Origin of the sequence: Achromobacter aegrifaciens, from assembly GCF_902859735.1 — a bacterium.
Classification (GTDB): Bacteria; Pseudomonadota; Gammaproteobacteria; order Burkholderiales; family Burkholderiaceae_B; genus Achromobacter; species Achromobacter aegrifaciens.
In genome coordinates this window covers 109323-134861 of the sequence record NZ_CADIJY010000011.1, presented here as the reverse complement: position 1 = coordinate 134861, position 25539 = coordinate 109323, and the positions used below count along the sequence as shown (strand labels likewise).

Below are 25539 nucleotides of genomic sequence, written 5' to 3'. Positions count from 1 at the left end.
TCCTGGTTTGCATGGTGACAGGCGCTGAGCGTCGCCGGCCGCGCCGGCGCGCTTGCAAAACGCCCCGCAAGCGCGGGGCTGGCGGGGCGTTCTGCTAGGACATGAGCATGACGATGACAATCCCCCAGATGATGAGCAGGGTATTGCCGATGGCGTAAGGAACCGTGTAGCCCAGGGCAGGCACCTGGCTCTTCGCCGTTTCAGTTATCTGGCCGATGGCCGCGGTGGTGGTCCGGGCTCCGGCGCAGACTCCCAACGCAATGGCGGGATGGAACTTGAATACATACCGCGCAATGTATACGCCCACGATCATCGGAACGCTGGTGGCGATGATGCCCGCGATGAAGAGCTTGGCGCCCAATTGCTGGAAGCCCAGCACGAATCCCGGCCCTGACGATATACCCACGACCGCGACGAACGTCGTCAGCCCCACCGATGTCAGGAACCAGTGCACCGGTTCCGGCACACGGCCGAAGGTCGGATGCACCGAACGCAGATAGCCGAAGATCAGGCCGGAAATCAGCGCGCCGCCGGAGGTCGACAAGGTGACGGGAACGCCGCCCACGGTCAGCACCAGAGAGCCGAACAGGCCGCCCAGCAGAATGCCGAAGCCGACGAAGACCATGTCGGTCTGGCTGGTGGCGCGATCCACGTAGCCCAGCCGGCCGACCACGCGTTCTACGTCGCGCTTGGCGCCCAGCACATACAGGCGGTCGCCGCGGTCAAGCTTCAAGCCCCAGTTGATCGGCATGTCGTGGCCGCCGCGCACGACTTTGCGCAGGAACACGCCGCGTCCCAGTTCGCGGCCCGCTTCGCTGTCGGCGATTTCCTTGATGGTCTTGCCGGCGATGTTCTTGTTGGTCAAGACGACTTCGACGACCTCGGCGGGCATGTTGATCAGGTCGCGGTCCTCGACTTCGGTGCCGATGATGCCGGCGGCCTGCGTAACCAACGCATCATGCCTGCCGGTCACGCCCAGCACGTCGCCTTGCTGCAGCACCGTCTTGGCATCGCTGTCGATGATCTGGTCGCCGCGCCGGATGCGCTCCACGAACACCCGGGCCTCGACGAAGCGGGACTCCAGCTCTCCCACCGTCTTGCCGGCGAATTCCTCGCGGTCCAGCTTGTAGGCGCGCGCGATGAACTTGCGGTAGCCCGACAACTCCATCGAGTCGGCGCCCCCCGACATCTTGGCTTCGTATTCCTGGCATTCTTTGACGATGTCCACGCGCATCAGCTTCGGGCCCAGGGATGCCAGGATCCAGGCGCTTCCAACCGTGCCGAAGATGTAGCAGACCGCGTACGCGACGGGAATGCTGTCAATCCATTTCTTTTTGGTTGCTGCGTCTATGCCCAAGCCGTTGATGGTGTCCGTCGCCACGCCCATGACCGCGGAAATGGTTTGGGCCCCTGACAGCAGGCCTGCGCCGGTGCCGGCATCGAAGCCGAAGCCTACGGCTGTCGCCCATGTCACCAACAGGCAGATCACGCAAATAATGACGGCAAAGATGACCTGCGGAAGGCCGTCGCTTTTCATCCCTCGGAAGAACTGCGGTCCGACGCCGTAACCCAGACCGAAGAGGAAGAGCAGGAAGAAGACCTGCTTGAGGACGGGAGCGATCGTGATATTGAGCTGTCCCACCAGCACGCCGACCAGCAGCGTGCCAGTCACGGCTCCCAGATTGAATCCGAAGAGTTTCTTGGCGCCTATCCAGTACCCGAGACCGAGGGTAAGGAATATCGCAAGTTCCGGATATTTTCGCAGAGTGTCAAAGAACCATTCCATCCCGAATCTCCTTCGTTCTGTACAGGCCAAGCACTTGCGCGAATCTAGCTGCGCGCGGAACACATTATCAGAATCTTTCGAGAAATCAAAAGATTTGGAATACTGAAATCACAAGATGTGTAGTCCTCGCGTCAAAATAATAAAAAAGCCCGCCAGCGCGAAGCTGGCGGGCCTTCGATACGGCTGCGCGTTGTGGCTTACAGCGCGCCGGTCAGTTCGGGCACGACCTGGAACAGATCACCCACCAGGCCATAATCGGCCACGCCGAAGATCGGCGCTTCCGGATCCTTGTTGATGGCCACGATGACCTTCGAATCCTTCATGCCGGCCAGATGCTGAATGGCGCCCGAGATACCAACCGCGACGTACAGTTGCGGGGCAACGATCTTGCCGGTCTGACCGACTTGCCAGTCGTTAGGCGCGTAGCCGGCGTCGACCGCGGCACGCGAGGCGCCGAGCGCCGCGCCCAGCTTGTCGGCCAGCGGATCCAGGATCTTGAAGTTTTCGGCGCTGCCCAGACCACGGCCGCCGGAGACGACGACGCGCGCGCCAGCCAGTTCCGGACGGTCGCTCTTGGCGACTTCACGGCCCACGAAGGTGGACAGGCCCGAATCGGCCACGGCGGCGACTTCTTCCACCGCACCCGAACCGCCCTGCGCGGCCACGGCGTCAAAGCCGGTGGTGCGCACGGTGATGACCTTGACGGCATCGGCCGACTGCACCGTGGCAATGGCGTTGCCGGCGTAGATCGGGCGTTGGAAGGTGTCGGCCGATTCCACGCCGATGATGTCGGAGATCTGCGCCACGTCCAGCTTGGCAGCCACGCGGGGTGCCACGTTCTTGCCCGAGGCGGTCGCGGGGAACAGGATGTGGCTGTAGCCCGAGGCCACGGCCAGCACCTGGGCGGCGACGTTCTCGGCCAGGCCGTCGGCCAGTTGCGGCGCGTCGGCCAGCAGGACCTTGGCCACGCCGGCGGCGGCGGCGGCCTGGTCGGCCACGGCGCGCGCGTTGGCGCCGGCGACCAGCACGTGCACGTCGCCTCCGATCTTGGCGGCGGCGGCGACGGCGTTCAGGGTTGCGCCCTTGAGCTGGGCGTTATCGTGTTCGGCAATAACCAGCGTCGTCATGTTCAGACCACCTTCGCTTCGTTCTTGAGTTTGTCCACCAGGGCCGCGACATCGGCCACCTTGATGCCGGCCTTGCGGGCGGGCGGCTCGCTGACCTTCAGCGTCTTCAGGCGCGGCGCGGCGTCCACACCCAGCTCTTCAGGCGTGACGGTGTCCAGCTGCTTCTTCTTGGCCTTCATGATGTTGGGCAGCGTGACGTAGCGCGGCTCGTTCAGGCGCAGGTCGGTGGTGACGATGGCGGGCAGCTTCAACGTCAGCGTTTCCAGGCCGCCGTCGACTTCGCGCGTGACCGTGACCTTGCCATCGGCCAGCTCGACCTTGCTGGCGAACGTGGCTTGCGGCCAGTCCAGCAGCGCGGCCAGCATCTGGCCGGTCTGGTTTGCATCGTCGTCGATGGCTTGCTTGCCCAGGATCACCAGCTGCGGCTGTTCCTTGTCGACCAGCGCCTTCAACAGCTTGGCCACGGCCAGCGGCTGGAGTTCGGCATCGGTCTGGACCAGCACGCCGCGGTCGGCGCCGATGGCCATGGCCGTGCGCAGCGTTTCCTGGCATTGCGCAACGCCGCAAGAAACCGCCACGACCTCGGCGACAGCACCCTTCTCCTTCAGGCGGGTCGCTTCCTCGACGGCGATCTCGTCAAAGGGGTTCATGGACATCTTCACATTGGCGATATCCACGCCGGTTTGATCAGACTTGACGCGCACCTTGACGTTGTAGTCAACGACGCGTTTGACAGGTACCAAAACCTTCATCCCGCTGCCTCCAAATGGAAAATAATTACCCGGCATGCGCCGGGATCGCATTGCACAATTTTTTCTCGATTCTACAGCTTCGCCAGCGCTCGTATATGGGCGACCACGCTGCGGCCCAAGGCGGACAAGTTGTAACCGCCTTCCAGCGTGCTGACGATGCGCCCCTGACAGTGGCGCTCGGCCACCTCCACGAGCTGTTCTGTTATCCAGGCGTAATCCGCCTCGACCAGGCCCATCTGGCCCATGTCGTCCTCGCGATGCGCGTCGAAACCGGCCGATACCAGGATCAGTTCGGGCCGGTGCGCTTCCAGCGCCGGCAGCCAGGTATCGGTGACGATGGTCCTGACCGCCGCCCCGCCGGTGTACGCGGCCACGGGCACGTTCAGCATGTTCGAAGCGGGACTCTCGGCGCCGCTATTGGGAAAGAACGGATGCTGGAAGAAGCTGCACATCAGCACCCGGTCGTTGCCGGCGAAGATGTCTTCGGTGCCGTTGCCGTGGTGCACGTCGAAATCGACGATGGCCACGCGCGAGAGGCCGTGGAAGTCCAGCGCATGCTGCGCCGCAATAGCGACGTTGTTCAGAAAGCAGAATCCCATGGCCTGGGAACGGCAGGCGTGATGCCCCGGGGGCCTCACCGCACAGAAGGCCGTGCGGGCCTCTCCGCCCATCACCGCATCCACCGCGGCCACCCCTGCCCCGGCCGCGTACAGGGCGGCTTCGTAGGTATGGGGATTCATCAGCGTATCCGGATCGATAGGGAAATACCCTTGCTCCGGCGTATGTTCACGCAAACTGTTCAGATACTGGACAGTGTGCACCCGCAATATGTCATGGCGGGATGCCTGCGGCGCCTGGCGGTCGTCCAGGTAAGGCATCAAGCCGCTGGCAAGCAACTGGTCTGAAATGGCGTCCAGCCTCTGGGGGCTTTCGGGATGCCAACTGCCCATTTCATGCAGGCGGCATGCCGGGTGGGTAAGATACATGGTCTCCATAAGGAAGATTATGTTCATCTGTCGGCGATTACTGCAACTCGGAACGCTCTCCGCCCTGCTGGCGGGCTGCTCCACCACCGCCCCCTCTGCACCCAACACCGTCGCCGGCCAGCCGGCCGCCGAATCAACCCCGGCCCCCATCCGCATCGGACCCAGCGCGCCGACACCTGGATCCGAACTGGCGGACGACGCCCCCGCCGCGCTGGCCGCCAATGGCACGTTGCGGCCTGAAGTCCGCACTTTCGTGGAAAACCTGGCCACCGAGCGCCAACTGCCGCTGGACCCCATGGTCGCCGCGCTGGCCGGTTCGCGCTACAACGCCACCGTCGCGCGCCTGATCGCGCCGTCGCCCCCGGGCAAGAAGATCTGGCGCAGCTGGCTGACCTACCGCTCGCGCTTCGTCGAACCCAAGCGCATCGGCTGGGGCGTGGAGTTCTACAACGAGAACCGCGACCTGCTCAACCAGGCGGCGCAGCGCTTCGGCGTTCCGGCGCCGGTGATTGCCTCGATCATCGGCGTGGAAACGCTGTACGGCCGCAATATGGGCAATTTCCGTGTGCTGGATGCGCTGACGACGCTGGCCTTCGACTACCCGGACCCCGCCAAGCCCGAACGCGCCACCATGTTCCGCGGCCAGCTTGCCGACTTCCTGACCCTGGTCATGAAAGACAAGCTGGACCTGGAAACCCGCGGCTCGTACGCCGGCGCCATCGGCATGCCCCAGTTCATGCCCACCAGCGTCATGCATTACGCGGTGGACGGCGACGACAACGGCCATATCGACCTGAGCAACAACACCCGCGACGCCATCATGTCCGTGGGCAGCTTCCTGTCGCAGCACGGCTGGCAGCGCGGCCTGCCGGTGTTCGCACCCGTGGTGCTGCCTGCCGATCCCACCGCGCTCGTCGACGGCGGACTGGAACCCAAGCAAAGCTGGGGCACGCTCACCGCCGCCGGCGCCCGCCTGCAGCCAGGCGCATCGGCCTCGGGCTGGGGCAGCCAGCCGCTGGGCGTGGTCGACCTGGTCGAGGAAGCCCGGGGCACGGCGCAATATCGCGTCGGCACGCCCAACTTCTTCGCGCTCACCAAGTACAACCGCAGCTACTTCTACGCGACCTCGGTAGCGGATCTGGCAAGCGAGATCGAAGCGCGCGTGGGCCGCTGAAGCCCCCAGGACCCGCGGCGCCAGGCGCCGCGGTCCTGCGCTTTACACCGTCGCAACCGGCGTCACGGGCGAACCCACGGCGCCAGGCAGGTTCAGCGGCGGCGCCGTCAGCAGGAAGCGGCTGCGGCCGTTGGCCGTCAGCCAGCGCGCCAGCGCCCCCAGGTACCACATCTCGCCTATCGGCAGGCCCAGCTTGAAAATGCAGTGATGGTGCAGAGGCAGCGCCGCGCAGCAGGCATTGGGCTTCTGCGTGGGATAGATTTCCAAGGCGTGGTTGTCCGAGGCCATGGCCGCCACCTTCGAGTCGGTGATCCACTGCAGCAGCTTCTCGTCGCTGCCGTCCAGGCCGGCGCAGATCTCGTGCAGCGTATGGGGATCCGGCTCGCGGTTCTTTTCCAGCAGGGCGTCGCCGAATTCCGTATGGAACAGCACGATATCGCCCTGCTCGATCTCGATCCGGTCCGCGTCCAGGATGCGCATCAGCTCGTCATAGCCGACCGACTTCTGCTCCCGTCCGTAGTGGCGCGCCAGATCGACCATCACGCCGCGCGTCTGCAGGCACGATTCGGCCAGCTGGGTGATGTCCAGCTTCTTGGCGTTGGAGGCCGGCCCCTGGCCCAGATCGGTCTTGGCATAGCCATTGTCCACGTCGTAGTCCACCGGACCCACCACGTGCTCGTTGGGCCGGTAGCCATTGTAGTAGACGCGCTCGGGCAGGCCGTCGCCATTGGCGTCGAACAGCGCGCCCACGTGGGCCAGCGAATCCCATTGCGTCGAATACTGCAAGCTCATTTCGACGATGTCGTCGCTGAGCACGTCGACGCAGCCGGGACGCAGGCGTCCCAGCGGGAAATTCAGGTACTGGTCGCCGTCCCTCTCGGTGGGCCGCAGCTTGGGCGGATGGCGCCGCACGTTCACGCCGTTGCCGCCCGGGTAATCCAGCGGCAGCGACAGGCAGAAGCTCAGGCCTTCGCGCACTTCCCGCATGCCGCTCAGCACGTTCGCGGGGGTGATGTAATTCAGGCAACCTCGCTGGTCGTCAGGCCCGAAATCTCCCCAGTTCGATCCCTCAGGACGGTTCTTCCATCTCATGCGTTGCAACTCCTGGTCGATTGAATGCTGTTTGACATAAATTTATCACGTATAGGATACTAACATCATGGATGTGAAAACTGCTGGCCGAGTGCTGGATGTGCTGAACCTCTTTGCCGAGGAGCAGAAGCCCCTGCTGTACAGCGAGATCGCTGCCCAGATGGGGATTCCGCTGTCGAGCTGCCATGGGCTGCTGAAGACCATGGTGGCGCGCGGCTATCTCTACGAAATCGGCAAGAAGCACGGCTATTACCCGACCCAGAAACTGATACACGTGGCCACCCTGATCTGCCATAGCGACCCGCTGAACGCGGTGATCGAGCCGGTGCTGGCCCGGGTGCGGGACCTGACGGGCGAGACGGCCTTGCTGGCCAAGCTGGCCGACGACAAGGTCGTGTACCTGATCGTCGCCGAGTCCAAGCAGACCATCCGCTTCTCGCATCAGCCGGGCGGCTTCAAGGCGGTGCACGCCACCAGCTCCGGCAAGGCGCTGCTATCGGTGCTGTCGCAGGAAGAACGGCAGAAGTGGTTCAAGGCCTACAGCGGCTTTGCCGCCTACACGGACAGCACGCTCACCAGCCGGGAAGCCTTCGACCGCGACCTGGAGGCGGGCATGGCGCGCGGCTGGCAGCGCTCGGTGGGCGAGAACGTCGAGGACGTGATGTCCATTTCGCTCGGATTCCGCGCATACGAACAACCCTTTGCCATCGTGGTGGCCGGCCCGCTGAGCCGGATGCTGAAGAACGAAGCCACCACGGGGAAACAGCTGGCCGAGGTCAAGGCGATGCTGCAAGCAGCGCTGCCCTCGGCCAATCTCACCTTTGTAGGAGTAGACAGTAGATGAACAAACGCACCTTCCTCGCCGCGGCCTGCTCGGCGATCGCCACGGCGGCCGTGCCGGCAGCAACCGCCTACGCGCAGGCGGACTATCCGGACAAGCCCATCCGCGTGATCATGCCTTGGGCGGCAGGAGGACCGACAGACGTGGTCGGCCGCCTGATCGCGGTCCAGATGGGCGAGATCCTGGGTCAGCCGCTGGTGATCGAAACCCGCGCGGGGGCCAGCGGCACCATCGGCACGGCCCAGGTCGCCAAGGCGCCGGCGGATGGCTACACCTTGCTGATGAACCCGTCGGTGCAGGGCATCTATCCGGCCCAGTTCAAGAATCTGAGCTTTGACCCGATCAAGGACTTCAAGATGGTGGGCGTGCTGGGCACGGTGCCGATGGTGGCCGTCGTCCCGCCCAACTCGAAGTTCAAGACCTTCGGCGAACTGATCAAGCAGGGCCAGGCCCAGCCCGGTTCGCTGACCTTCGCATCCCCCGGCGTGGCCACCTTGCCGCACCTGGCGGGCGAACTGATCAATACCTCCACCAAGGCCAAGATCACCCATGTCGGCTACCGCGGCAGCAGCCCGGCCCTGACCGACGTCGCGGGCGGCCACGTGGACCTGATGTACGCGCCGCTGGCGCCGGCTCTCCCGCTGATCCAGAGCGGCAAGATCCGCCCGATCGCCGTGACGACCAAGACCCGCCTGGCCGAACTGCCCGACGTGCCGACCATCGCGGAAAGCGTCCTGCCCGGCTTCGACATCGTCACCTGGTACGGCATGTGGGCGCCCAAAGACACGCCGCAGCCCATCATCGCCAAGCTGAACAAGGTCATGATCGAAGCCTCGCAATCGCCCAAGGTGGTTGAAGCGCTGAAGTCGCAAGGCACGCTGCCCAGCACCATGAGCTACCAGGAAGCCGAAGCCTTCAACCTGGCGGAGAGCGAGCGTTGGATCAAGGTGATGCAGGACGCCGGCATCCAGCCCGAATAAGCGCGCAAGAAACACGGACGCACGCCGCGCCCGACCAATGAAAAACCGCCATGCCCGGCAAACCCGGCATGGCGGTTTTGTTCTGCCCGAAGGCGATCAGGCGTTCAGTTGAAGACGCCCGTGGACAGGTAGCGGTCGCCGCGGTCGCACACGATGAACACGATGGTGGCGTCGTTGACGCGTTCGGCCACGCGCAGGGCGGCAACCAGCGCGCCCGCCGATGAAATTCCGCCGAAGATGCCCTCTTCCGCCGCCAGCCGGCGCGCCATCTGTTCGGCCTCGGCCTGCTCGATGGATTCATAGGCGTCCACCCGGCTGCGATCGAAGATCTTGGGGAGATAGGCTTCGGGCCACTTGCGGATGCCCGGGATCGACGATCCTTCGGCGGGCTGCGCGCCCACCACCTGCACTGCGGGGTTGCGCGACTTCAGGTAGGTCGACACGCCCATGATGGTGCCGGTGGTGCCCATGGCGCTCACGAAGTGGGTAACGCGCCCTTCGGTCTGGTTCCAGATTTCCGGCCCGGTGGTTTCGATGTGGGCGCGGGGGTTGTCAGGGTTGGCGAACTGGTCCAGCACCAGACCGCGGCCGTCCGCCTGCATGGCCGACGCCAGGTCGCGGGCGTATTCCATGCCGCCCTTGTCCGCGGGCGTCAGGATCAGCTCGGCGCCGTAGGCCGTCATGGCCGCGCGGCGTTCCACCGACAGGTTGTCCGGCATGATCAGGATCATGCGGTAGCCGCGCATGGCGGCAGCCATGGCCAGCGCGATGCCGGTATTGCCGCTGGTCGCCTCGATGAGGGTGTCGCCCGGCTTGATGTCGCCGCGCTCTTCCGCGCGGGCGATCATCGACAGGGCCGGACGGTCCTTCACGGAGCCGGCGGGGTTGTTGCCCTCCAGCTTGGCCAGGATGACATTGCCCCGGGCGGCGCCCGCGGCCCCGGGAATGCGCTGCAGGCGCACCAGCGGCGTATTGCCGACGGTTTGCTCGATAGTGGGATAGGTAGTAGTCATGCGGACGATGATAACCCCGCCTGGCGGCGCGCGCCGCCAAAAGCCGCGCTCCCGCCAGGGCTACCCGCGCGGCGCGCGACGCGCTCAGGGCCGGGCGCGGGCCGCGGGCTGGGACGCCGCCGGTTTCGCTTCGGATTTGGCTTCGGCCTTGCCCGCAGCCGGCTTGCCCTGCGCCGGCTTGGCCGCCGTATCGCCCTGCCCGGCCTGAGGGCCCGTCCCTGCCACCTGCAGGCCGGCCTCTTGCAGGGCCTGCGCCTTCTTCGGGCCGATGCCGCGCACGCGTTCAGCCAGGTCGTTCAAGGATTCGAACTTGCCGCCCCGTTCGCGTTCCTTGATGATGATTTCCGCCATGCGCGGGCCGATGCCCCGGACGCCTTCGAGCTGCTGGGCATTGGCCTGGTTGAGGTCCACCGCGTGCGCCTGCGGCGCGGCCAGGCCCAGGCCCGCCGTCACCAGCAGCGCGCCCAAGGCCTGCCGCAAAGGGCGCGGCCGGGCGCCGGAAGCAAGGGTGGCGCGCACCCTGCGCCATCTGGCAAAAGGGGCCGGGTGGGCAGCGGCGGATTGAAGGAATGGATTCATGGAGGGTCTCCCAGGTGTCTGGCGCAACGGCTGTCACGCCACGCTCAGATCATGCGGGCGACGCGCCCCGCCACGGCGGCGCAGTGAATGGAAACATCCGCCCCGGCAAACCGCCAGGCGAAAAAAAGCCACCGCGAACGGTGGCTTTTCTTGCAGACCCGGCGCAGTGGCGCAGACTTACTTGCGGGCGCGCCAGTAACGCACGTACTCGGTGACGCCGGTCCGCACATCGCGCATCGGCGCCTGGAACCCCGCTGCGCGCAGGCGCGTGACATCGGCCTGCGTGTAGCTCTGATAGCGCCCTTTCAGGTCGTCCGGGAACGGGATGTAGCGGATCAGATCCAGTTCCACCAGTTGCGCCAGCGTCAGCTCGGCTTCGCCGCGCTCCGCGCGCAGCGCATTGACCACGCCGGCCGCCACATCGTTGAAGGGCTGCGCGCGGCCCGTGCCGCAGTTGAAAATACCAGACTGCTCGGGGTGGTCCAGGAAATGCAGGTTGACCGCGACCACGTCTTCGACGGAAATGAAGTCGCGGCTCTGGCCGCCATCCACGTAGCCGTCCCAGCCCGCGAACAGGCGCACGTGCCCATGCTCCAGGAACTGGTTCATGTTGTGGAACGCCACCGAAGCCATGCGGCCCTTGTGCTGTTCGTGCGGACCGTAGACGTTGAAGTAGCGCAGGCCCACCACCTGTGCGGTCAGGCTGTCCATGCGCTGGCGCAGGACCTGATCGAACAGCAGCTTGGAATAGCCATAGACGTTCAGCGGGCCTTCGTTGGCGGGGTCTTCCACGTAGATCGAGGAACCGCCGTAGACCGCCGCCGACGAGGCGTACAGGAACGGAATGCGGCGCTCCTGGCAGAACTCGAACAGCTCCAGCGTGACGCGGTAGTTGTTGTCGAGCATGTAGCGGCCGTTGCGCTCGGTCGTGTCCGAGCACGCGCCCTGGTGCAGCACGGCACGCACTTCCCGCAGGCTGCCGTCGAGGACGCGGCGGCGGAAGTCGTCCTTGTCCATGTAGTCCGCGATCTGGCAATCGACCAGGTTGACGAACTTGTCGCCTTCGGTCAGGTCATCGACCGCGATGATGTCCTTGATGCCGCGGCGGTTGAGCCCGCGCACCAGGTTGCTGCCTATGAAGCCCGCGGCTCCGGTAACGACGATCATGAGAGTTCTCCTGCCAATTCCGCGGCGGTGACGATGGACGTGCCAAGCTTGCCCACGGCGATGCCGCCGGCCTTGTTGGCCCAGCCCATCGCGTCGACCCACGGCAGATCGATGGCGCGCGACACGGCCAGCGTCGCCAGCACGGTGTCGCCTGCGCCGGACACGTCGAACACTTCGTGCGCCTGCGCGTCGATGTGGTCGCGCCCCGCGTCGGTAAACAAAGTCATGCCCTGCTCGGAACGGGTCACGAGCAAGGCTTCCAGATCCAGGTCGGCGCGCAGGCGCTGCGCGCGATCGGTGAGTTCGGCCTCGGAACTCCAGCGGCCCACGGCCTCCTGCATTTCCGAGCGGTTGGGGGTGACGAGCGTCGCCCCGCGGTAACGGGTGTAATCGTGGCCCTTCGGGTCCACCAGCACCGGCACGCCGGCGTTGCGGGCCAGCGCGATCAGCGATTCGACCCGCGCCAGCACGCCCTTGGCATAGTCGGACAGCACGACGATGTCGTGGTTGGCCAGATGGCGCGCGAAAGCGGCATCGACGTTGTCCAGCGCGGCCTGTGCCGGATGCTGTTCGAAGTCCACGCGCAGCAGCTGCTGCTGGCGACCCAGCACGCGCATCTTCAAGGTCGTGTGCAAGGACGGATCGGCGAGCAGCTCGGCCTGTATGCCGGCTTCGGCGGACAAGCGCCGGACGCTGTCGCCCGCCTCGTCTTCGCCCAGCACGCCGACCAAGGTCACATGGCCGCCCAGGGCCGCCACGTTGCGCGCGACGTTGGCCGCGCCGCCCAGGCGGTCTTCGCGGCGCGCCACGCGTACCACGGGCACCGGCGCTTCGGGCGAAATGCGTTCGACTTCGCCGAACCAGTACCGGTCCAGCATCACATCGCCCACCACGAGGACGCGGCTATGCGAAATGGCTTCGGCGGGAAATGCATTCATTCAAGTTCTTCCAAGCGGCGCGGCGCGTAGGTTTCCCAGGCGTTGCAGCCGGGACATTGCCAGTAAAAGCGACGCGCCTGAAAACCGCAACTGCGGCATGCGTAGCGGTCCAGCCGCTGCGTATGCTTGTGGATCAGGCTGCGCAACAACGTCAGGTCGGCGCCCGGCACTGGCGCCTGCTCGGCGCCGCTTTCCGGATTGGCCAGCTCGGCCTCCAGCAGACGGTCCAGCCCCAGCAGCGACGGATGGCTGCGCAAGGCATTGCGGGCAAATGCCCATGACGGCGCGGAGCCCTGCTGGGCGCGCAGTTCGCGGAACAGCACGTTGAACAGGTCCAGCGACGCGTGGCGCGCATACTGCTTCTGCAGCACGTCGAGCCCGGCCGCTTCCTGATTGGCGGCGCGGTAGTTCGCCAGGACCTGCTCGGCCACCAGGCCGGCGTACTCGGGAGCGTCGGTCATGATCGACTCCAGGTACAGGCGTTCGCGCTTCGGGTCCTGTTCGATCAGGGCCAGGCGGGCGCGCAGCATGGCGGTGCGCACCATGGCGCCTTTGCTCGACGCCGGATCGATGGTCGACAAGGCATGGTCGGCGGCATCCAGCGCCTTGTGGGCCGCGTCGATGTCGGCGGGCTTGGACGACAGCGCGGTTTGCGCCTGTTCGCAGTAATAGTGCACGAGCTGCGGCACCGGCTCGTCGACCAGGCCCTGCAGCGTCTTCACGGCTTCGATGGCGCGCGGCCAATCGTGCTCGGATTCGTAGATGCGGATCAGCGAACGCAGCGCGGGCAAGGCGTAGCGGGTGTCCTTGAGCTGCTCGAAGCCGTTTTCGGCGCGGTCCAGCATGCCGGCCTTGAGGAAATCCTGCGCCAGCTCGTGCTGCGCATGCTCGCGTTCGGCGGCGGGCAGGTCGGAACGGTTCAGGAGGCTCTGGTGCACGCGGATGGCGCGCTCCATTTCGCCCCGGCGGCGGAACAGGCTGCCCAGCGCAAAGTGCAGCTCGGTGGTTTCCGGGTCCAGCTTGGCCACTTCGACGAAGGCGTCGATGGCGCGGTCCGGCTCTTCATTGAGCAGGAAGTTCAGCCCGCGGAAATAGGAGTCGGGCAGGCTGCGGGTTTCCCGCAGCATTTGCCGGATATCGAAGCGCGCGGCCAGCCAGCCCAGCGCGAACAATACCGGCACGAAAATCAACCACCAAGGTTCAAAATCCACTATGCGGGCTCTTGCGGTAATTCAGTGCGGAAAGGGATTCAGTGCTGACGCAACGGCATCACAGCGGCGACATCGGGGCCACGGCCTCCGGCGGCACGGCGGGCGTGGTGCCGGCGACGGCGGCCTGGACACGCTCCAGCTCGCGGCGCAGGCGCATGGCTTCGCGGCGGCGGCGCATGGCGGCGGGCACGGTCAGCAACAAGCCAAACAAGGCGCCCAAGACGAACACGACCAGCATCACAACGATGAGGGGCACGTCCTGCACCACGTAATCGGCGTAGAACTTCACGGCGACCGGATCCGTGTTTTTCAACGCGAACATCAATACTGCAACAAACACGAGCAATCGCAGGGCCCAGACTAGGTAGCGCATGGCGCATGCTCCAAAGAATTCAAGACTATCAATTGTAAGCGACGGATCCCGCCTGGCGCCAAAAAACAAAGCCCCTTGATTGCTCAAGGGGCTAGGTTCTCGGTCCGATCCGCCCGAAGGCGGCCTTACTGCCGTGCCGTCAATGCATGGCGTGCAGACTCACCATCGACGGCATCGGTTCACTCGATCCAGAAGATTGAGCGTCCTCGTCATTGCCGCCGGCCAAGTCCACCCGCTCGCGCAATTCCTTGCCCGCCTTGAAGTGCGGCACCTGTTTTCCAGGCACCAGCACCTGTTCGCCGGATTTCGGATTGCGACCGATGCGGGGAGACCGCTGCGACAGCGAGAAGCTGCCAAAACCGCGGATCTCGATGCGCTGACCCGAGGCCAGGGCCTGGGTCATTGCGTCGAGCACGGTCTTGACCGCGTAATCGGTGTCGCGGGCGGCCAGCTGAGGATAGCGGGCCGCCAAGGCGGCGATCAGCTCCGACTTGGTCACGAATTAACCGTCGTTGCGCTGTTGGTCCAGCTTGGCCTTCAGCAGCGCGCCGAGGTTGGTGGTGCCGGACGAAGCGCTGGCGTCGGACATGCGCTGGATCGTTTCGGCGGTTTCGGCGTTGTCGCGGGCCTTGATCGACAGCTGGATCGAACGCGTCTTGCGGTCGATGTTGACGATCATGGCTTCGATGTTCTCGCCGGCGGTCAGAACGGTGGTGGCGTCTTCAACGCGGCCCGAGGAGATCTCGGAAGCGCGCAGGTAGCCTTCAACGTCCACGGACAGCGTGACAACAGCGCCCTTGGCTTCGACCGACTTGATGGTGCCCGGAACAACGGCGCCCTTGTCGAACGTGGCAACGAAGTTGTTGAAGGGGTCGCCTTCCAGCTGCTTGATGCCCAGCGAGATGCGTTCCTTGTCGGTATCGATGCCCAGAACCACGGCTTCGATCTCGTCGCCCTTCTTGAAGTTGCGCACGGCTTCTTCGCCGGTTTCCGTCCACGACAGGTCGGACAGGTGAACCAGGCCATCGATGCCGCCGGGCAGGCCGACGAACACGCCGAAGTCGGTGATCGACTTGATGGCGCCGCGGACCTTGTCACCACGCTTGAAGTTGGTGGCGAACTCTTCCCACGGGTTCTGGCGGCACTGCTTCATGCCCAGCGAGATGCGACGACGGTCTTCGTCGATTTCCAGGACCATGACTTCGACTTCTTCGCCCAGGGTCACGACCTTGCGCGGATCGACGTTCTTGTTGGTCCAGTCCATTTCGGAGACGTGCACCAGGCCTTCGATGCCGGCTTCGACTTCAACGAACGCGCCGTAGTCGGTCAGGTTGGTGACCTTGCCGAACAGGCGGGTGCCTTGCGGGTAGCGGCGAGCCAGGCCCACCCACGGATCTTCGCCCAGCTGCTTGACGCCCAGGGAGACGCGGCTCTTTTCCTGGTCGAACTTGAGCACCTTGGCTTCGACTTCCTGACCCACTTGCAGGACTTCGGAGGGGTGACGCACACGGCGCCAGGCCATGTCGGTGATGTGCAGCAGGCCGTCGATGCCGCCCAGGTCCACGAACGCGCCGTAGTCGGTGATGTTCTTGACCACGCCCTTGACCACAGCACCTTCGTGCAGGGTTTCGAGCAGCTTCTGGCGCTCTTCGCCCATGCTGGCTTCCAGCACCTGGCGACGCGACAGAACGACGTTGTTGCGCTTGCGGTCGAGCTTGATGACCTTGAATTCGAGGGTCTTGCCTTCGTACGGGGTGGTGTCCTTGACCGGACGCAGGTCCACCAGCGAACCCGGCAGGAACGCGCGGATGCCGTTGGTCATGACGGTCAGGCCGCCCTTCACCTTGCCGGTGATGGTGCCGGTAACCAGTTCGCCGTTTTCCAGGGCCTTTTCCAGTTGCAGCCAGGCCGACAGGCGCTTGGCGCGGTCACGCGACAGGATGGTGTCGCCGTAGCCGTTTTCCAGGGAATCGATGGCCACCGAGACGAAATCGCCAGGTTGCACTTCGAGCTCGCCCTGGTCGTTCAGGAACTCTTCCAGGGGGATCAGCGCTTCGGACTTCAGGCCGGCGTTGACGACGACGAAGTTGTGGTCGACGCGCACGACTTCGGCGCTGATGACCTCGCCGGACTTCATGTCCTGGCTCTTGAGGCTTTGTGCGAAAAGGTCGGCGAAGCTTTCGCCGCCGGTGGCGGTAGTGGAAACGGAAGACATGGGGTTGAAATCCATTGGGCCGAAATGGCCGTTAAAAACACACCGCAGCGGATTGCCCGCCACAGTGGAGTCAAAATGCCTGCTTGCCGGTTTACCCTTGCGGGGTGTCCCGTGGGGGCTGCGCCTGGCTTGAACAGGGCCGATAAAAAAAACAGAAAACTGCGGAGGATTCGAGAGAAAAGTCCGGGACCGGTAATTCAATCCGCGGCAGCGTTCTTCCAGAAATCCAGTATTGCCTGCACCGTTTCTGCAATCGTCAAATCAGACGAATCCAGCACGTGTGCATCCGCTGCGGGAGCCAAGGGAGCGGTAGTCCGCCCCATATCGCGGGCGTCCCGCTCGCGCATATCCCGTAGGAGGTCATCAAGATTAGCAGAAATTCCCTTTTCGATCAACTGCTTACAGCGCCTCTGCGCCCGCGCGACCACATCGGCTACCAGGAACACCTTCAGGGGCGCATCGGGAAACACCACCGTACCCATGTCGCGCCCGTCCGCAACCAGGCCCGGAGCCAGCCGGAAGGCGCGCTGGCGCTCGAGCAGCGCCTGGCGCACGCCCGGGAAGGCGGCCACGCGCGAGGCGAAGTTGCCGACTTCCTCGCGACGGATATCGTGGCCGACATCCACGCCCTCGAGGTAGACATGAGGCCCTTCGAAACGCACATCCAGGGTTTCGGCCACGCGCGCCACGGCGGGCTCGTCCTCGGGGGACAAGCCGCGGTTGAGCGCCGCCAGCGCGGTCAGGCGATAGAGCGCGCCGCTGTCGAGCACGGCCCAGCCCAGGGCCTTGGCGACGCGGTGGGCCACCGTGCCCTTGCCGGACGCGGTGGGGCCGTCGATGGTGATGACGGGGACAGTGGAGGAAGTTGCAGGGGAAATCGAAGTCATGGGCGATTCTTCGCTAGGCCGCTACCAGGCCCGCGTAAACATCAAAGTAACCCGGGAAGGTCTTGCTGACGCAGCCCGGGTCGAGAATACGGACGGCCGCCGGCCCGAAAGCCGCCAGCGAAAAGCACATTGCCATGCGGTGGTCGTCCCAGGTGCCGATGTGCGCATCGCGCCAGGCATCCTGCGCCGGCGGCGTCACGCGCAGCCAATCCGGCCCCGATTCCACCTGCGCGCCCAGCTTTTCCAGTTCGGTCTGCATGGCGTGGATGCGGTCGGTTTCCTTGACGCGCCAGCTGCCGATGTTGCGCAGGCGACACGGGCCGTCGGCGTACAGCGCCAGGGCGGCCGCGGTCATGGCGGCGTCCGGGATCAGGTTGAAATCGGTGTCGAAGGCCTTCAGGCGTTCGCCCTGGGCGACGCGCGCGCCCGTCACCTCGATCCAGTCGGGACCGTAGGTCACGGTCGCGCCCATGTCGGCCAGCGTGCCGACAAAGGCGACGTCGCCCTGGATGCTGTCCGCGCCCACGCCGGTCACGCGCAGCGGCCCTCCGCCGATCGCGCCCAGCGCCAGGAAATAGGAAGCCGTCGAGGCGTCGCCTTCGACCGCGATCTGCCCGGGGCTGCGATAGGCCGCCCCGCCGTCGATGACGAAACGACTCCAGCCGTCGCGCCGCACCTGCACGCCGAAGCGCGCCATCAGGTTCAACGTGATCTCGATGTACGGCTTGGAGATGAGCTCGCCCAGCACTTCGATCGTGACCGGCTCGCCGCTGCGGCCGGCCTGCAGCGGCGCGGCCATCAGCAAGGCAGTCAGGAACTGGCTGGACACCGAACCCTGCACGCGCGTGACCGCGTCCGCCGCGATGTCGCCGCGGCCGATATGCAGGGGCGGATAGCCAGGCTGGCCCAGGTAATCGATGCTGGCGCCCAAGCCCTTGAGCGCGTCGACCAGGTCGCCAATGGGGCGCTCGTGCATGCGCGGCACGCCCGACAGGCGGTAATCGCCGCCCATGAGCGCCAGCGCCGCGGTCAGCGGCCGGATCGCGGTGCCGGCGTTGCCCATGAACAGGTCGCCGCTTTCCACCGGAAAGCGGCGCACGCCCTGCACCGTGACGCTGCCCGCCTCCAGTTCCGACACCTGCACGCCCAGCTGGCGCAAGGCGCCGAGCATGACGCGGGTGTCGTCGGAATCCAGCAAACCGGTGATGACGGTGCTGCCCTCGGCGATGGCGGACAGCAGCAGCACGCGGTTGGAAATGCTCTTGGAACCCGGCAGGGCCATCACGCCCCGCGCTTGCCGCACGCGCGGCAGATCGAGATAAGGCAAAGCGCCCATGTCAGCTACTCCTTGCGCCAGTTGCGGCGGGCGCGGGCCGCCGTGTCCAGCAGCGTCAGCAAAGCCGCGCCATCGCCATCGGCAATAGCGCGTTCGGCACGATCCAGCACCGTGCGCACGTCGGCCAGTTCGGCCAGCATGGCGTCGCGGTTGGACAGAAAAATGTCGCGCCACATCTCGGGCGAACCCGCGGCGATGCGCGTGAAGTCGCGAAAACCGCTGCCCGCCAGCGCCAGGCGCGTGGAAGCATCGGTGGCCTCGGCCACTTGCTCCATGTACACCGCCGATAGCAGATGCGGCAAATGGCTGACCGAAGCCAGCACGCGGTCATGGGCGTCGGCGTCCATGTCGATCACGTCCGCCCCGCAAGCCTGCCATGCCCGCCGCACCAGCTCCAGCGAGGCCGCGCCATTCTCGGCCAGCGGCGTCAGGATGACGGTGCGCTTGCGGTACAGCTCGGCATCGGCCGCCTCCGGTCCGGTGCGCTCCGCGCCGGCGATGGGATGGCCAGGCACGAACTGCGCGATCCGGTCGCCCAGGGCGGCGCGTGCGGCCTCGACCACTTCGGCCTTGGTACTGCCCCCATCCGTCAGCACGGTATCGGAGCGCAGATGCGCGCGCATGCGCGACAGCACGTCGCCCAGCCCGCCCACTGGCGTCGCCAGCAGGATCAGATCGGCGTGCGCCGCGGCATCCTCTGCGGAAGCGGCTTCGTCGATCAGCCCTAGTTCAACGGCGCGGGCCAGCGATTGCGCGTTGCGCCCTACCCCAAGCACCCGGCCCACCTGCCCCGCCCGGCGCAAGGCCGCGGCGAAGGATCCGCCGATCAGGCCCACGCCTACTACGGCCAATACAGGAATCAGGGGGCCAGCGGCCCCCTGATCGGATTTCGGTGACGCGTCGTTCATGCGGACAGGATGGCGCTCAAGGCTTCGATGAACCGCTCGTTTTCCTGCGGCAGTCCGATGGACACCCGCAGCCACTCCGGCAAGCCGTCGCCGGCAACCGGGCGCACGATCACGCCGCGCTTGAGCAGCTCCAGGTTGATGCGCGGGGCGTCGCCCACATGCACCAGCACGAAGTTGCCGTAGCTGGGCACGTAGCGCAGCTTCAGGCGCTCGAACGCGGCGCACAACTGCGCCTTGCCCGCCTTGTTGGAGGCATAGGCCTCTTCCAGGTAGGCCGCGTCGCGCAACGCGGCGATGGCCGCGGCCTGCGCCAGCGTATTGACGTTGAACGGCTGGCGCACGCGATTCAGCAGATCCGTCAGGGCCGGTTGCGCCACCGCGAAGCCCACGCGCAGCCCCGCCAGGCCGTAGGCCTTGGAGAAGGTGCGCGACACGATCAGGTTGGGATAGCGGCGCACCAGCGCGGTGCTGTCGAAGCGGAACTCGGGATCGAGGTACTCGTTGTAGGCCTCGTCCAGGACCACCGTCACGCGATCGCCGTGGGCGGTGTGGACGCGCTCCAGGAAGGCCGCGACCTGGTCGCCCGGCACGAAGGTGCCGGTGGGGTTGTTCGGGTTGGCGATGAACAGCAGCCGCGTATCGTCGGCGATGGCATCGAACATCGCATCCAGGTCATGCCCGTAGTCCTTGGCCGGCACCACGATGTGGCGGGCGCCGCGCGCCTGGGTGGCCAGGCGGTAGACCGCGAACGAGTGCTGCGCATAGACCGCCGACACGCCCGGCTCCAGCAGCGCCAGCGCCGCGATTTCCAGGATGTCGTTGGAGCCGTTGCCCAGCGTGACCCAGCTCATCGGCACGCCGTAGCGTTCAGCCAGCGCCGACTTCAGGTCGAAGCCGTTGGGATCGGGATAGCGCGCCAGCGACTCGGCCGCGGCCAGCATCGCCTCGCGCGCCGACTTGGGCATGCCCAGCGGGTTTTCATTGGACGCCAGTTTGACGATCCCGGCCGGGTCCAGCCCGAATTCGCGGGCCAGTTCTTCGATGGGCTTGCCGGCCTGGTAAGGCGCGATGGCGCTGACGTGCGCCGGAGCAACGAGAGGCTTGGATGCGGTGGTCATGTCGGAAGGGCTCACGGCGCCGGGTAGGAACCCAGCACTTTCAGGTAGGCAACCTGCGCCTGCAAGGCGGCCAGGGCGCGTTCGACGTTCGGGTCATTGCGGTGACCCAGGACGTCCACATAGAAATAGTATTCCCACTGGCCGGTGCGGGCCGGCCGCGACTCGAAGCGCGTCATGGACACGCCATTGGCCGCCAGCGGCGCCAGCATTTCGTAGACGGCGCCAGCGCGGTTCGGCACGGCCAGGATCAGGCTGGTCTTGTCCTTGCCGCTGACCAGCGGCTCGATGTTGCCGATCGCCAGGAAGCGCGTGCGGTTATGCGGGTCGTCCTGAATGCCCGCGGCCACAATCTGCAGGTTCCAGGCGGGCGCCGCCACTTCACCGGCGATCGCCGCGATGCTCGGGTCGCCCGCGGCAGCGCGCGCGGCTTCGGAATTGCTGGACGCGGCCACGCGGGCCACATCGGGATGGTTGCGCGTGAGCCAGCCCTGGCACTGGGCCAGCGCCTGCGGATGCGCGGAAATCGTCTTGATGCCGTCCATGCTGCCGGACTGCGACATCAGGCAATGGCGAATGACCAGCGAACGCTCGCCCAGGATCTTCAGCGGCGTGTTCAGCAGCAGGTCCAGGCTGCGGTTGACCGCGCCTTCGGTGGAGTTTTCGACCGGAACCATGCCGACGTCGGCCTGCCCCGCCTCGACGGCGCGGAAGACTTCGTCAAACGAAGCGCAAGGCAGCTTCTGCACGGCGTGGCCGAAATGCTCCTGCGCCGCCTGTTCCGAGAACGAGCCCTGCGGCCCCAGGAAGGCGACGGTCATGCCGCGCTCCAAGCCGCGGCAGGCCGAGATGATTTCGGTCCAGACCGCGGCCACGCCAGCGTTCGGGAACGGGCCGGGATTGGTCTGCTGCAGGCGGCGGATGACCTCGGCTTCGCGCTCGGGGCGCAGCACGGGGCCATCGGCATTCGCGGCGTGCTTGGCCTCGCCCACTTCCAGGGCGGCGCTTGCGCGCTGCGTCAGGAGGTCGAGGATCTGGGCGTCCAACGCGTCGATGCGCTGACGCAAGGGGAGCAGCTTGCGCTGCAGATCGTCATCCATAGCGACGCTCGAATTCCTTGAGGTACTCGACCAGCGCCGTGACCCCAGCCAGCGGCACCGCGTTGTAGATCGAGGCGCGCATGCCGCCCACGCTCTTGTGGCCCTTGAGCTGCGTCAGGCCGGCCGCGTCCGCGCCTTGCAGGAAGGCGTCGTTGAGCGATTCGTCGCGCAGCACGAACGGCACGTTCATGCGCGAGCGCACCGGTGCGTGGATGGGATTGCGGTAGAAGCTGGTGCTGTCCAGATAGCCGTACAGCAAATCGGCCTTGGCCTTGTTCGCGGCTTCCATGCCGGCCACGCCGCCATTGGCCTTGACCCACTTGAAGACCAGGCCGGCGACGTAGATGGCGAAGGTGGGCGGCGTGTTGTAGCGCGAATGCTCCGCGGCCACGTTGGCGTAATCGAACGCGGACGGGCAGATCGGCAAGGCGTGGCCGATCAGGTCGCGGCGTGCGATGACCATGGTCACGCCCGCCGGGCCGGCATTCTTTTGCGCGCCGGCGTACATCATGCCGCAGCGCGTCACGTCCATCGGACGCGACAGGAAATGCGAGGACGCGTCGACGACCAGCGGCACGTCGGGCGCGCCCAGCGCGGCGGTGTCGGGCCAGTCCATGAACTCGACGCCGCCGATGGTTTCATTGCTGCACAGGTGCAGATAGGCCGAATCCTGGCGCACTTGCCAGGTATCGACCGGCGGCACCCAGGTCAGCGGCGCCTGCTCGCGGCCATCCAGCTGGATGGCCTGCTCGCTGCTTGCCGCCACATGGGTGCTGCCGTAGCGGCCGGCTTCCTTGTACGAACGCTTGGACCAATGGCCCGTCACGACGAAGTCGGCCGCCGGCGTACCGCGGCGTCCCATGAGATTCATGGGAACGATGGCGTTTTCCCCGGAACCGCCGCCCTGCATGAACATGACGGCGTAGTCCGCCGGGAGTCCGAGCAGGTCGCGCAGATCGGACTCTGCTTCATCGCAGATCTGCACGAAATGCTTGCCGCGATGGCTCATTTCCATCACGGACATGCCGCTGCCGTGCCAGTCCAGCATTTCCGCAGCGGCTTGCTGCAGCACCACCTCGGGCAAGGCCGAGGGGCCTGCCGAGAAGTTCCAGGGGCGGGCCATTATTGCTCCGTAGGTTCCGTCGAATCCGTCGAGTCCGCAGCGCCGTTGTCGTCGCCGCCGTCCGCGTCCTGGCCGTCTTCGCCCAGGTCGCCGTCATCGTCCGCATCGCTTTCCACGACGCGGCGCACGCCGGACAGAGAGCTGCCGTCGTCGACGTTGATGAGCGTGACGCCTTGCGTGGCGCGGCCCATTTCGCGGATTTCAGAGACGCGGGTGCGCACCAGCACGCCGCCGGTCGTGATCAGCATGATCTCGTCCGAAGGCATGACCAGCACCGCGCCCACGACCTTGCCGTTGCGCGAGCTGGTCTGGATGGCGATCATGCCCTTGGTGCCGCGGCCGTGACGCGTGTACTCGGTGATCGGGGTGCGCTTGCCGTAGCCGTTTTCGGTGGCGGTCAGCACGCTTTGCGTTTCGTCGCCAGCCACCAGCAGCGCGATGACGGTCTGGGTGTCTTCCAGCATCATGCCGCGCACGCCGCGGGCGTTGCGGCCCATCGGACGCACGTCGTTCTCGTCGAAGCGCACGGCCTTGCCGGCGTCCGAGAACAGCATGACGTCATGCTGGCCGTCGGTCAGGTCGGCGCCGATCAGGTAGTCGCCGTCGTCCAGGTCCACGGCGATGATGCCGGCCTTGCGCGGGTTGGAGAAGTCAGACAGCGGGGTCTTCTTGACCGTGCCGCGCGAGGTCGCCATGAAGACGTAGTGGTCTTCGCTGAATTCCTTGACCGGCAGCACCACGGTGATCTTCTCGCCTTCGGCCAACGGGAACATGTTGACGATGGGCTTGCCGCGCGAGTTGCGCGTGCCTTGCGGCACTTCCCAGACCTTCAGCCAGTACACGCGGCCGCGGTTGGAGAAGCACAGCAGGAAGTCGTGCGTGTTGGCGATGAACAACTGGTCGATCCAGTCGTTTTCCTTCATGGCCGTGGCCTGCTTGCCGCGTCCGCCGCGCTTTTGCGAGCGGTACTCGGACAGCGGCTGGCTCTTGATGTAGCCGCCGTGCGACAGGGTCACGACCATGTCGGTCGGCGTGATCAGGTCTTCGGTGTCGAGCTCGGTGGCGTTGAGTTCGATTTCCGAGCGGCGCGTATCCTTCGCGCCGGTCGAGAACTCCGCCTTGATGGCCTGCAGCTCTTCGCAGATGATCGTGGTGATGCGCTCAGGACGCGCCAGGATATCCAGCAGGTCGGCGATGGTGGACATGATGTCCTTGTATTCGCCGACGATCTTGTCCTGCTCCAGCCCGGTCAGGCGTTGCAGGCGCATGTTCAGGATTTCCTGGGCCTGCGTGTCGCTCAGGCGGTACAGGCCGTCGCCCTGGAGGCCGAACTCGGCGCCCAGGTCGTCCGGGCGGAAGGCCGCACGGCCTCCCGGCGTGTCGCCGTCGGCGCGCGACAGCATTTCGCGCACCAGCGACGAATCCCACGACTTCGCCATCAGTTCCTGGCGCGCGACCGGGGGAGTCGGCGCCGCCTTGATGATGGCGATGAAATCGTCGATGTTGGCAAGCGCGACGGCCAGGCCTTCCAGCACGTGGCCGCGTTCGCGGGCCTTGCGCAGCTGGAACACCGTGCGGCGCGTGACCACTTCGCGGCGATGCTGCAGGAAGTAGTCGATCATCTGCTTCAGGTTGAGCAGGCGGGGCTGGCCGTCGACCAGCGCCACCAGGTTCATCCCGAAGGTATCTTGCAGCTGCGTGTTCTTGTAGAGGTTGTTCAGGACAACCTCGGGAACCTCGCCGCGCTTGAGCTCGATGACCAGGCGCATCCCGTCCTTGTCGGACTCGTCGCGGATGTCCGAGATGCCTTCGATCTTCTTGTCGTTGACGAGCTCGGCGATGCGTTCCTGCAGCGTCTTCTTGTTGACCTGGTAGGGGATCGCGTCGACCACGATGGCCTGGCGGTTGCCCTTCTCCATGTCCTCGAAGTGGGTCTTGGCGCGCATGATGACGCGGCCGCGACCGGTGCGATAGCCTTCGCGCACGCCGGACATGCCGTAGATGATGCCGCCAGTGGGGAAATCGGGGGCCGGGATGAGCTCCATGAGCTCATCGACCGAGCAGCCCGGATTGCGCAGGCAGTACAGGCAGCCGTCGACCACTTCCTGGAGGTTGTGGGGCGGAATATTGGTGGCCATGCCCACCGCGATGCCCGAGCTGCCGTTGACCAGCAGGTTGGGCAGGCGCGACGGCAACAGCAGCGGTTCTTGTTCGCTGCCGTCGTAATTGGGGCCGAAGTCCACCGTTTCCTGGTCGATGTCGGCCAGCAATTCGTGGGCGATCTTGGCCAGGCGAATTTCGGTGTAACGCATCGCCGCGGCGTTGTCGCCGTCGATCGAGCCGAAGTTGCCCTGGCCGTCGACCAGCATGTAGCGCATGGAGAAATCCTGCGCCATGCGGACGATGGTGTCGTAGACGGACTGGTCGCCGTGGGGGTGGTATTTACCGATGACGTCCCCGACGATACGCGCCGACTTCTTATAGGCGCGGTTCCAATCGTTGTTCAGTTCGTGCATCGCGTAGAGCACGCGCCGGTGGACAGGCTTGAGGCCGTCCCGCACATCCGGTAGCGCCCGCCCGACGATCACGCTCATCGCGTAATCGAGGTAACTGCGGCGCATCTCTTCTTCCAGCGATACCGGAAGCGTCTCCTTGGCAAAGGAATCCATATATATAACGACAGAATCGTGTAAGGAGGAACCCGGGCCGGGTAAACAGGAAATTCTATCATCCGATTCCCGCGACGGTCAGAAGGCGCTCCCCAAGCGGCGCCTCGACCGGCCGGACGGGAAGATATGGGGCGGCGACCAACCGCGCGTCCGCCCGCGTCCCGCGG

General features: G+C 65.6%; 23 protein-coding genes. 3 read left to right on the top strand and 20 right to left on the bottom strand.

Annotated features, from left to right (window positions below):
- Positions 1–94: 94 nt before the first annotated feature.
- The 4 genes from aspT to HV766_RS24020 form a co-directional block, all read right to left on the bottom strand.
- Entirely contained in the window at positions 95–1786 is a 1692-nt protein-coding gene (aspT, locus tag HV766_RS24035; RefSeq protein WP_119450898.1) for an aspartate-alanine antiporter, read from the bottom strand.
- A 197-nt stretch (positions 1787–1983) separates the two neighbouring features.
- Positions 1984–2913, bottom strand: coding sequence for an electron transfer flavoprotein subunit alpha/FixB family protein (locus HV766_RS24030; RefSeq protein ID WP_054450918.1), 930 nt, complete (start codon positions 2911–2913; stop codon positions 1984–1986).
- A 2-nt stretch (positions 2914–2915) separates the two neighbouring features.
- A complete protein-coding gene (locus HV766_RS24025; RefSeq protein WP_013392406.1) occupies positions 2916–3665 on the bottom strand; it encodes an electron transfer flavoprotein subunit beta/FixA family protein in 750 nt (249 codons plus the stop codon).
- Positions 3666–3736: 71 nt separating this feature from the next.
- Positions 3737–4660 carry a histone deacetylase family protein gene (locus HV766_RS24020; RefSeq protein ID WP_082400679.1) on the bottom strand — a complete coding sequence of 308 codons (924 nt, stop codon included), beginning with the start codon at positions 4658–4660 and terminating at the stop codon, positions 3737–3739.
- 10 nt (positions 4661–4670) lie between these two features.
- Between HV766_RS24020 and mltB the strand changes: the two genes are divergently transcribed.
- Complete coding sequence (gene mltB, locus HV766_RS24015) at positions 4671–5825, top strand: lytic murein transglycosylase B (protein WP_119450899.1); 1155 nt, start codon at positions 4671–4673, stop codon at positions 5823–5825.
- A gap of 42 nt (positions 5826–5867) precedes the next feature.
- Here mltB and HV766_RS24010 read toward each other — a convergent pair whose 3' ends face one another.
- Positions 5868–6917, bottom strand: a complete 1050-nt coding sequence (locus HV766_RS24010) for a cyclase family protein (protein ID WP_054450914.1) — start codon at positions 6915–6917, stop codon at positions 5868–5870.
- A 67-nt stretch (positions 6918–6984) separates the two neighbouring features.
- Here HV766_RS24010 and HV766_RS24005 point away from each other — a divergent pair, with 67 nt between their 5' ends.
- Together HV766_RS24005 and HV766_RS24000 are read left to right on the top strand one after the other, a co-directional pair.
- Positions 6985–7761, top strand: coding sequence for an IclR family transcriptional regulator (locus HV766_RS24005; RefSeq protein WP_054450911.1), 777 nt, complete (start codon positions 6985–6987; stop codon positions 7759–7761).
- Positions 7758–8738 carry a Bug family tripartite tricarboxylate transporter substrate binding protein gene (locus HV766_RS24000; RefSeq protein ID WP_054450908.1) on the top strand — a complete coding sequence of 327 codons (981 nt, stop codon included), beginning with the start codon at positions 7758–7760 and terminating at the stop codon, positions 8736–8738. Before HV766_RS24005 ends, HV766_RS24000 begins: the two co-directional genes overlap by 4 nt.
- 104 nt (positions 8739–8842) lie before the next feature.
- Here HV766_RS24000 and cysM read toward each other — a convergent pair whose 3' ends face one another.
- The 15 genes from cysM to gyrA all read right to left on the bottom strand — a co-directional run bounded on the left by cysM (position 8843) and on the right by gyrA (position 25372).
- Positions 8843–9751 (bottom strand): cysteine synthase CysM, encoded by a 909-nt coding sequence (gene cysM / locus HV766_RS23995; RefSeq protein ID WP_041655288.1) that lies wholly within the window; start codon positions 9749–9751, stop codon positions 8843–8845.
- A gap of 84 nt (positions 9752–9835) precedes the next feature.
- Positions 9836–10330: a ComEA family DNA-binding protein gene (locus HV766_RS23990; RefSeq protein ID WP_119450900.1), complete on the bottom strand. Its 495-nt coding sequence runs from the start codon at positions 10328–10330 to the stop codon at positions 9836–9838.
- Positions 10331–10507: 177 nt separating this feature from the next.
- A complete protein-coding gene (rfaD, locus tag HV766_RS23985) occupies positions 10508–11497 on the bottom strand; it encodes an ADP-glyceromanno-heptose 6-epimerase (RefSeq protein ID WP_054450903.1) in 990 nt (329 codons plus the stop codon).
- Positions 11494–12435 carry a D-glycero-beta-D-manno-heptose-7-phosphate kinase gene (rfaE1, locus tag HV766_RS23980; protein ID WP_119450901.1) on the bottom strand — a complete coding sequence of 314 codons (942 nt, stop codon included), beginning with the start codon at positions 12433–12435 and terminating at the stop codon, positions 11494–11496. The genes rfaD and rfaE1 overlap by 4 nt, the downstream gene beginning before the upstream one ends.
- Positions 12432–13646, bottom strand: a complete 1215-nt coding sequence (gene lapB / locus HV766_RS23975) for a lipopolysaccharide assembly protein LapB (RefSeq protein WP_175162845.1) — start codon at positions 13644–13646, stop codon at positions 12432–12434. Before lapB ends, rfaE1 begins: the two co-directional genes overlap by 4 nt.
- Before the next feature lie 58 nt (positions 13647–13704).
- Positions 13705–14019 (bottom strand): LapA family protein, encoded by a 315-nt coding sequence (locus HV766_RS23970; RefSeq protein WP_175181967.1) that lies wholly within the window; start codon positions 14017–14019, stop codon positions 13705–13707.
- 139 nt (positions 14020–14158) lie between these two features.
- Positions 14159–14518: an integration host factor subunit beta gene (locus tag HV766_RS23965; protein ID WP_013392394.1), complete on the bottom strand. Its 360-nt coding sequence runs from the start codon at positions 14516–14518 to the stop codon at positions 14159–14161.
- A gap of 3 nt (positions 14519–14521) precedes the next feature.
- Positions 14522–16234 (bottom strand): 30S ribosomal protein S1, encoded by a 1713-nt coding sequence (gene rpsA, locus HV766_RS23960; RefSeq protein ID WP_026382780.1) that lies wholly within the window; start codon positions 16232–16234, stop codon positions 14522–14524.
- Between the two features lie 197 nt (positions 16235–16431).
- On the bottom strand, positions 16432–17121 hold the full coding sequence (cmk, locus tag HV766_RS23955) for a (d)CMP kinase (RefSeq protein ID WP_054450894.1): 690 nt from the start codon (positions 17119–17121) through the stop codon (positions 16432–16434).
- Between the two features lie 13 nt (positions 17122–17134).
- Positions 17135–18457, bottom strand: coding sequence for a 3-phosphoshikimate 1-carboxyvinyltransferase (gene aroA, locus HV766_RS23950; RefSeq protein WP_175181966.1), 1323 nt, complete (start codon positions 18455–18457; stop codon positions 17135–17137).
- 5 nt (positions 18458–18462) lie between these two features.
- Positions 18463–19365, bottom strand: coding sequence for a prephenate dehydrogenase (locus HV766_RS23945; RefSeq protein ID WP_175181965.1), 903 nt, complete (start codon positions 19363–19365; stop codon positions 18463–18465).
- Positions 19362–20483, bottom strand: a complete 1122-nt coding sequence (gene hisC, locus HV766_RS23940; RefSeq protein ID WP_175181964.1) for a histidinol-phosphate transaminase — start codon at positions 20481–20483, stop codon at positions 19362–19364. The genes HV766_RS23945 and hisC overlap by 4 nt, the downstream gene beginning before the upstream one ends.
- 11 nt (positions 20484–20494) lie before the next feature.
- Positions 20495–21580, bottom strand: coding sequence for a prephenate dehydratase (gene pheA, locus HV766_RS23935; RefSeq protein ID WP_119450904.1), 1086 nt, complete (start codon positions 21578–21580; stop codon positions 20495–20497).
- The gene (gene serC, locus HV766_RS23930; protein WP_054450883.1) at positions 21573–22703 is read right to left on the bottom strand and encodes a 3-phosphoserine/phosphohydroxythreonine transaminase; all 1131 of its coding nucleotides are present in this window, start codon (positions 22701–22703) and stop codon (positions 21573–21575) included. The genes pheA and serC overlap by 8 nt, the downstream gene beginning before the upstream one ends.
- Entirely contained in the window at positions 22703–25372 is a 2670-nt protein-coding gene (gyrA, locus tag HV766_RS23925; protein ID WP_175181963.1) for a DNA gyrase subunit A, read from the bottom strand. Before gyrA ends, serC begins: the two co-directional genes overlap by 1 nt.
- Positions 25373–25539: the final 167 nt, after the last annotated feature.

Bases quoted from the DNA above. Each gene is read 5' to 3' on its own strand.
- HV766_RS24010 (WP_054450914.1), bottom strand. From the start codon at position 6,917: ATGAGATGGAAGAACCGTCCTGAGGGATCGAACTGGGGAGATTTCGGG.
- aroA (WP_175181966.1), bottom strand. From the start codon at position 18,457: ATGGGCGCTTTGCCTTATCTCGATCTGCCGCGCGTGCGGCAAGCGCGG.
- aspT (WP_119450898.1), bottom strand. From the start codon at position 1,786: ATGGAATGGTTCTTTGACACTCTGCGAAAATATCCGGAACTTGCGATA.
- rpsA (WP_026382780.1), bottom strand. From the start codon at position 16,234: ATGTCTTCCGTTTCCACTACCGCCACCGGCGGCGAAAGCTTCGCCGAC.
- HV766_RS23990 (WP_119450900.1), bottom strand. From the start codon at position 10,330: ATGAATCCATTCCTTCAATCCGCCGCTGCCCACCCGGCCCCTTTTGCC.
- mltB (WP_119450899.1), top strand. From the start codon at position 4,671: ATGTTCATCTGTCGGCGATTACTGCAACTCGGAACGCTCTCCGCCCTG.
- gyrA (WP_175181963.1), bottom strand. From the start codon at position 25,372: ATGGATTCCTTTGCCAAGGAGACGCTTCCGGTATCGCTGGAAGAAGAG.
- rfaE1 (WP_119450901.1), bottom strand. From the start codon at position 12,435: ATGAATGCATTTCCCGCCGAAGCCATTTCGCATAGCCGCGTCCTCGTG.
- cmk (WP_054450894.1), bottom strand. From the start codon at position 17,121: ATGACTTCGATTTCCCCTGCAACTTCCTCCACTGTCCCCGTCATCACC.
- HV766_RS24020 (WP_082400679.1), bottom strand. From the start codon at position 4,660: ATGGAGACCATGTATCTTACCCACCCGGCATGCCGCCTGCATGAAATG.
- HV766_RS23970 (WP_175181967.1), bottom strand. From the start codon at position 14,019: ATGCGCTACCTAGTCTGGGCCCTGCGATTGCTCGTGTTTGTTGCAGTA.
- cysM (WP_041655288.1), bottom strand. From the start codon at position 9,751: ATGACTACTACCTATCCCACTATCGAGCAAACCGTCGGCAATACGCCG.
- HV766_RS24030 (WP_054450918.1), bottom strand. From the start codon at position 2,913: ATGACGACGCTGGTTATTGCCGAACACGATAACGCCCAGCTCAAGGGC.
- serC (WP_054450883.1), bottom strand. From the start codon at position 22,703: ATGGCCCGCCCCTGGAACTTCTCGGCAGGCCCCTCGGCCTTGCCCGAG.
- rfaD (WP_054450903.1), bottom strand. From the start codon at position 11,497: ATGATCGTCGTTACCGGAGCCGCGGGCTTCATAGGCAGCAACCTGGTG.
- pheA (WP_119450904.1), bottom strand. From the start codon at position 21,580: ATGGATGACGATCTGCAGCGCAAGCTGCTCCCCTTGCGTCAGCGCATC.
- hisC (WP_175181964.1), bottom strand. From the start codon at position 20,483: ATGACCACCGCATCCAAGCCTCTCGTTGCTCCGGCGCACGTCAGCGCC.
- HV766_RS24025 (WP_013392406.1), bottom strand. From the start codon at position 3,665: ATGAAGGTTTTGGTACCTGTCAAACGCGTCGTTGACTACAACGTCAAG.
- HV766_RS24000 (WP_054450908.1), top strand. From the start codon at position 7,758: ATGAACAAACGCACCTTCCTCGCCGCGGCCTGCTCGGCGATCGCCACG.
- HV766_RS23945 (WP_175181965.1), bottom strand. From the start codon at position 19,365: ATGAACGACGCGTCACCGAAATCCGATCAGGGGGCCGCTGGCCCCCTG.
- HV766_RS24005 (WP_054450911.1), top strand. From the start codon at position 6,985: ATGGATGTGAAAACTGCTGGCCGAGTGCTGGATGTGCTGAACCTCTTT.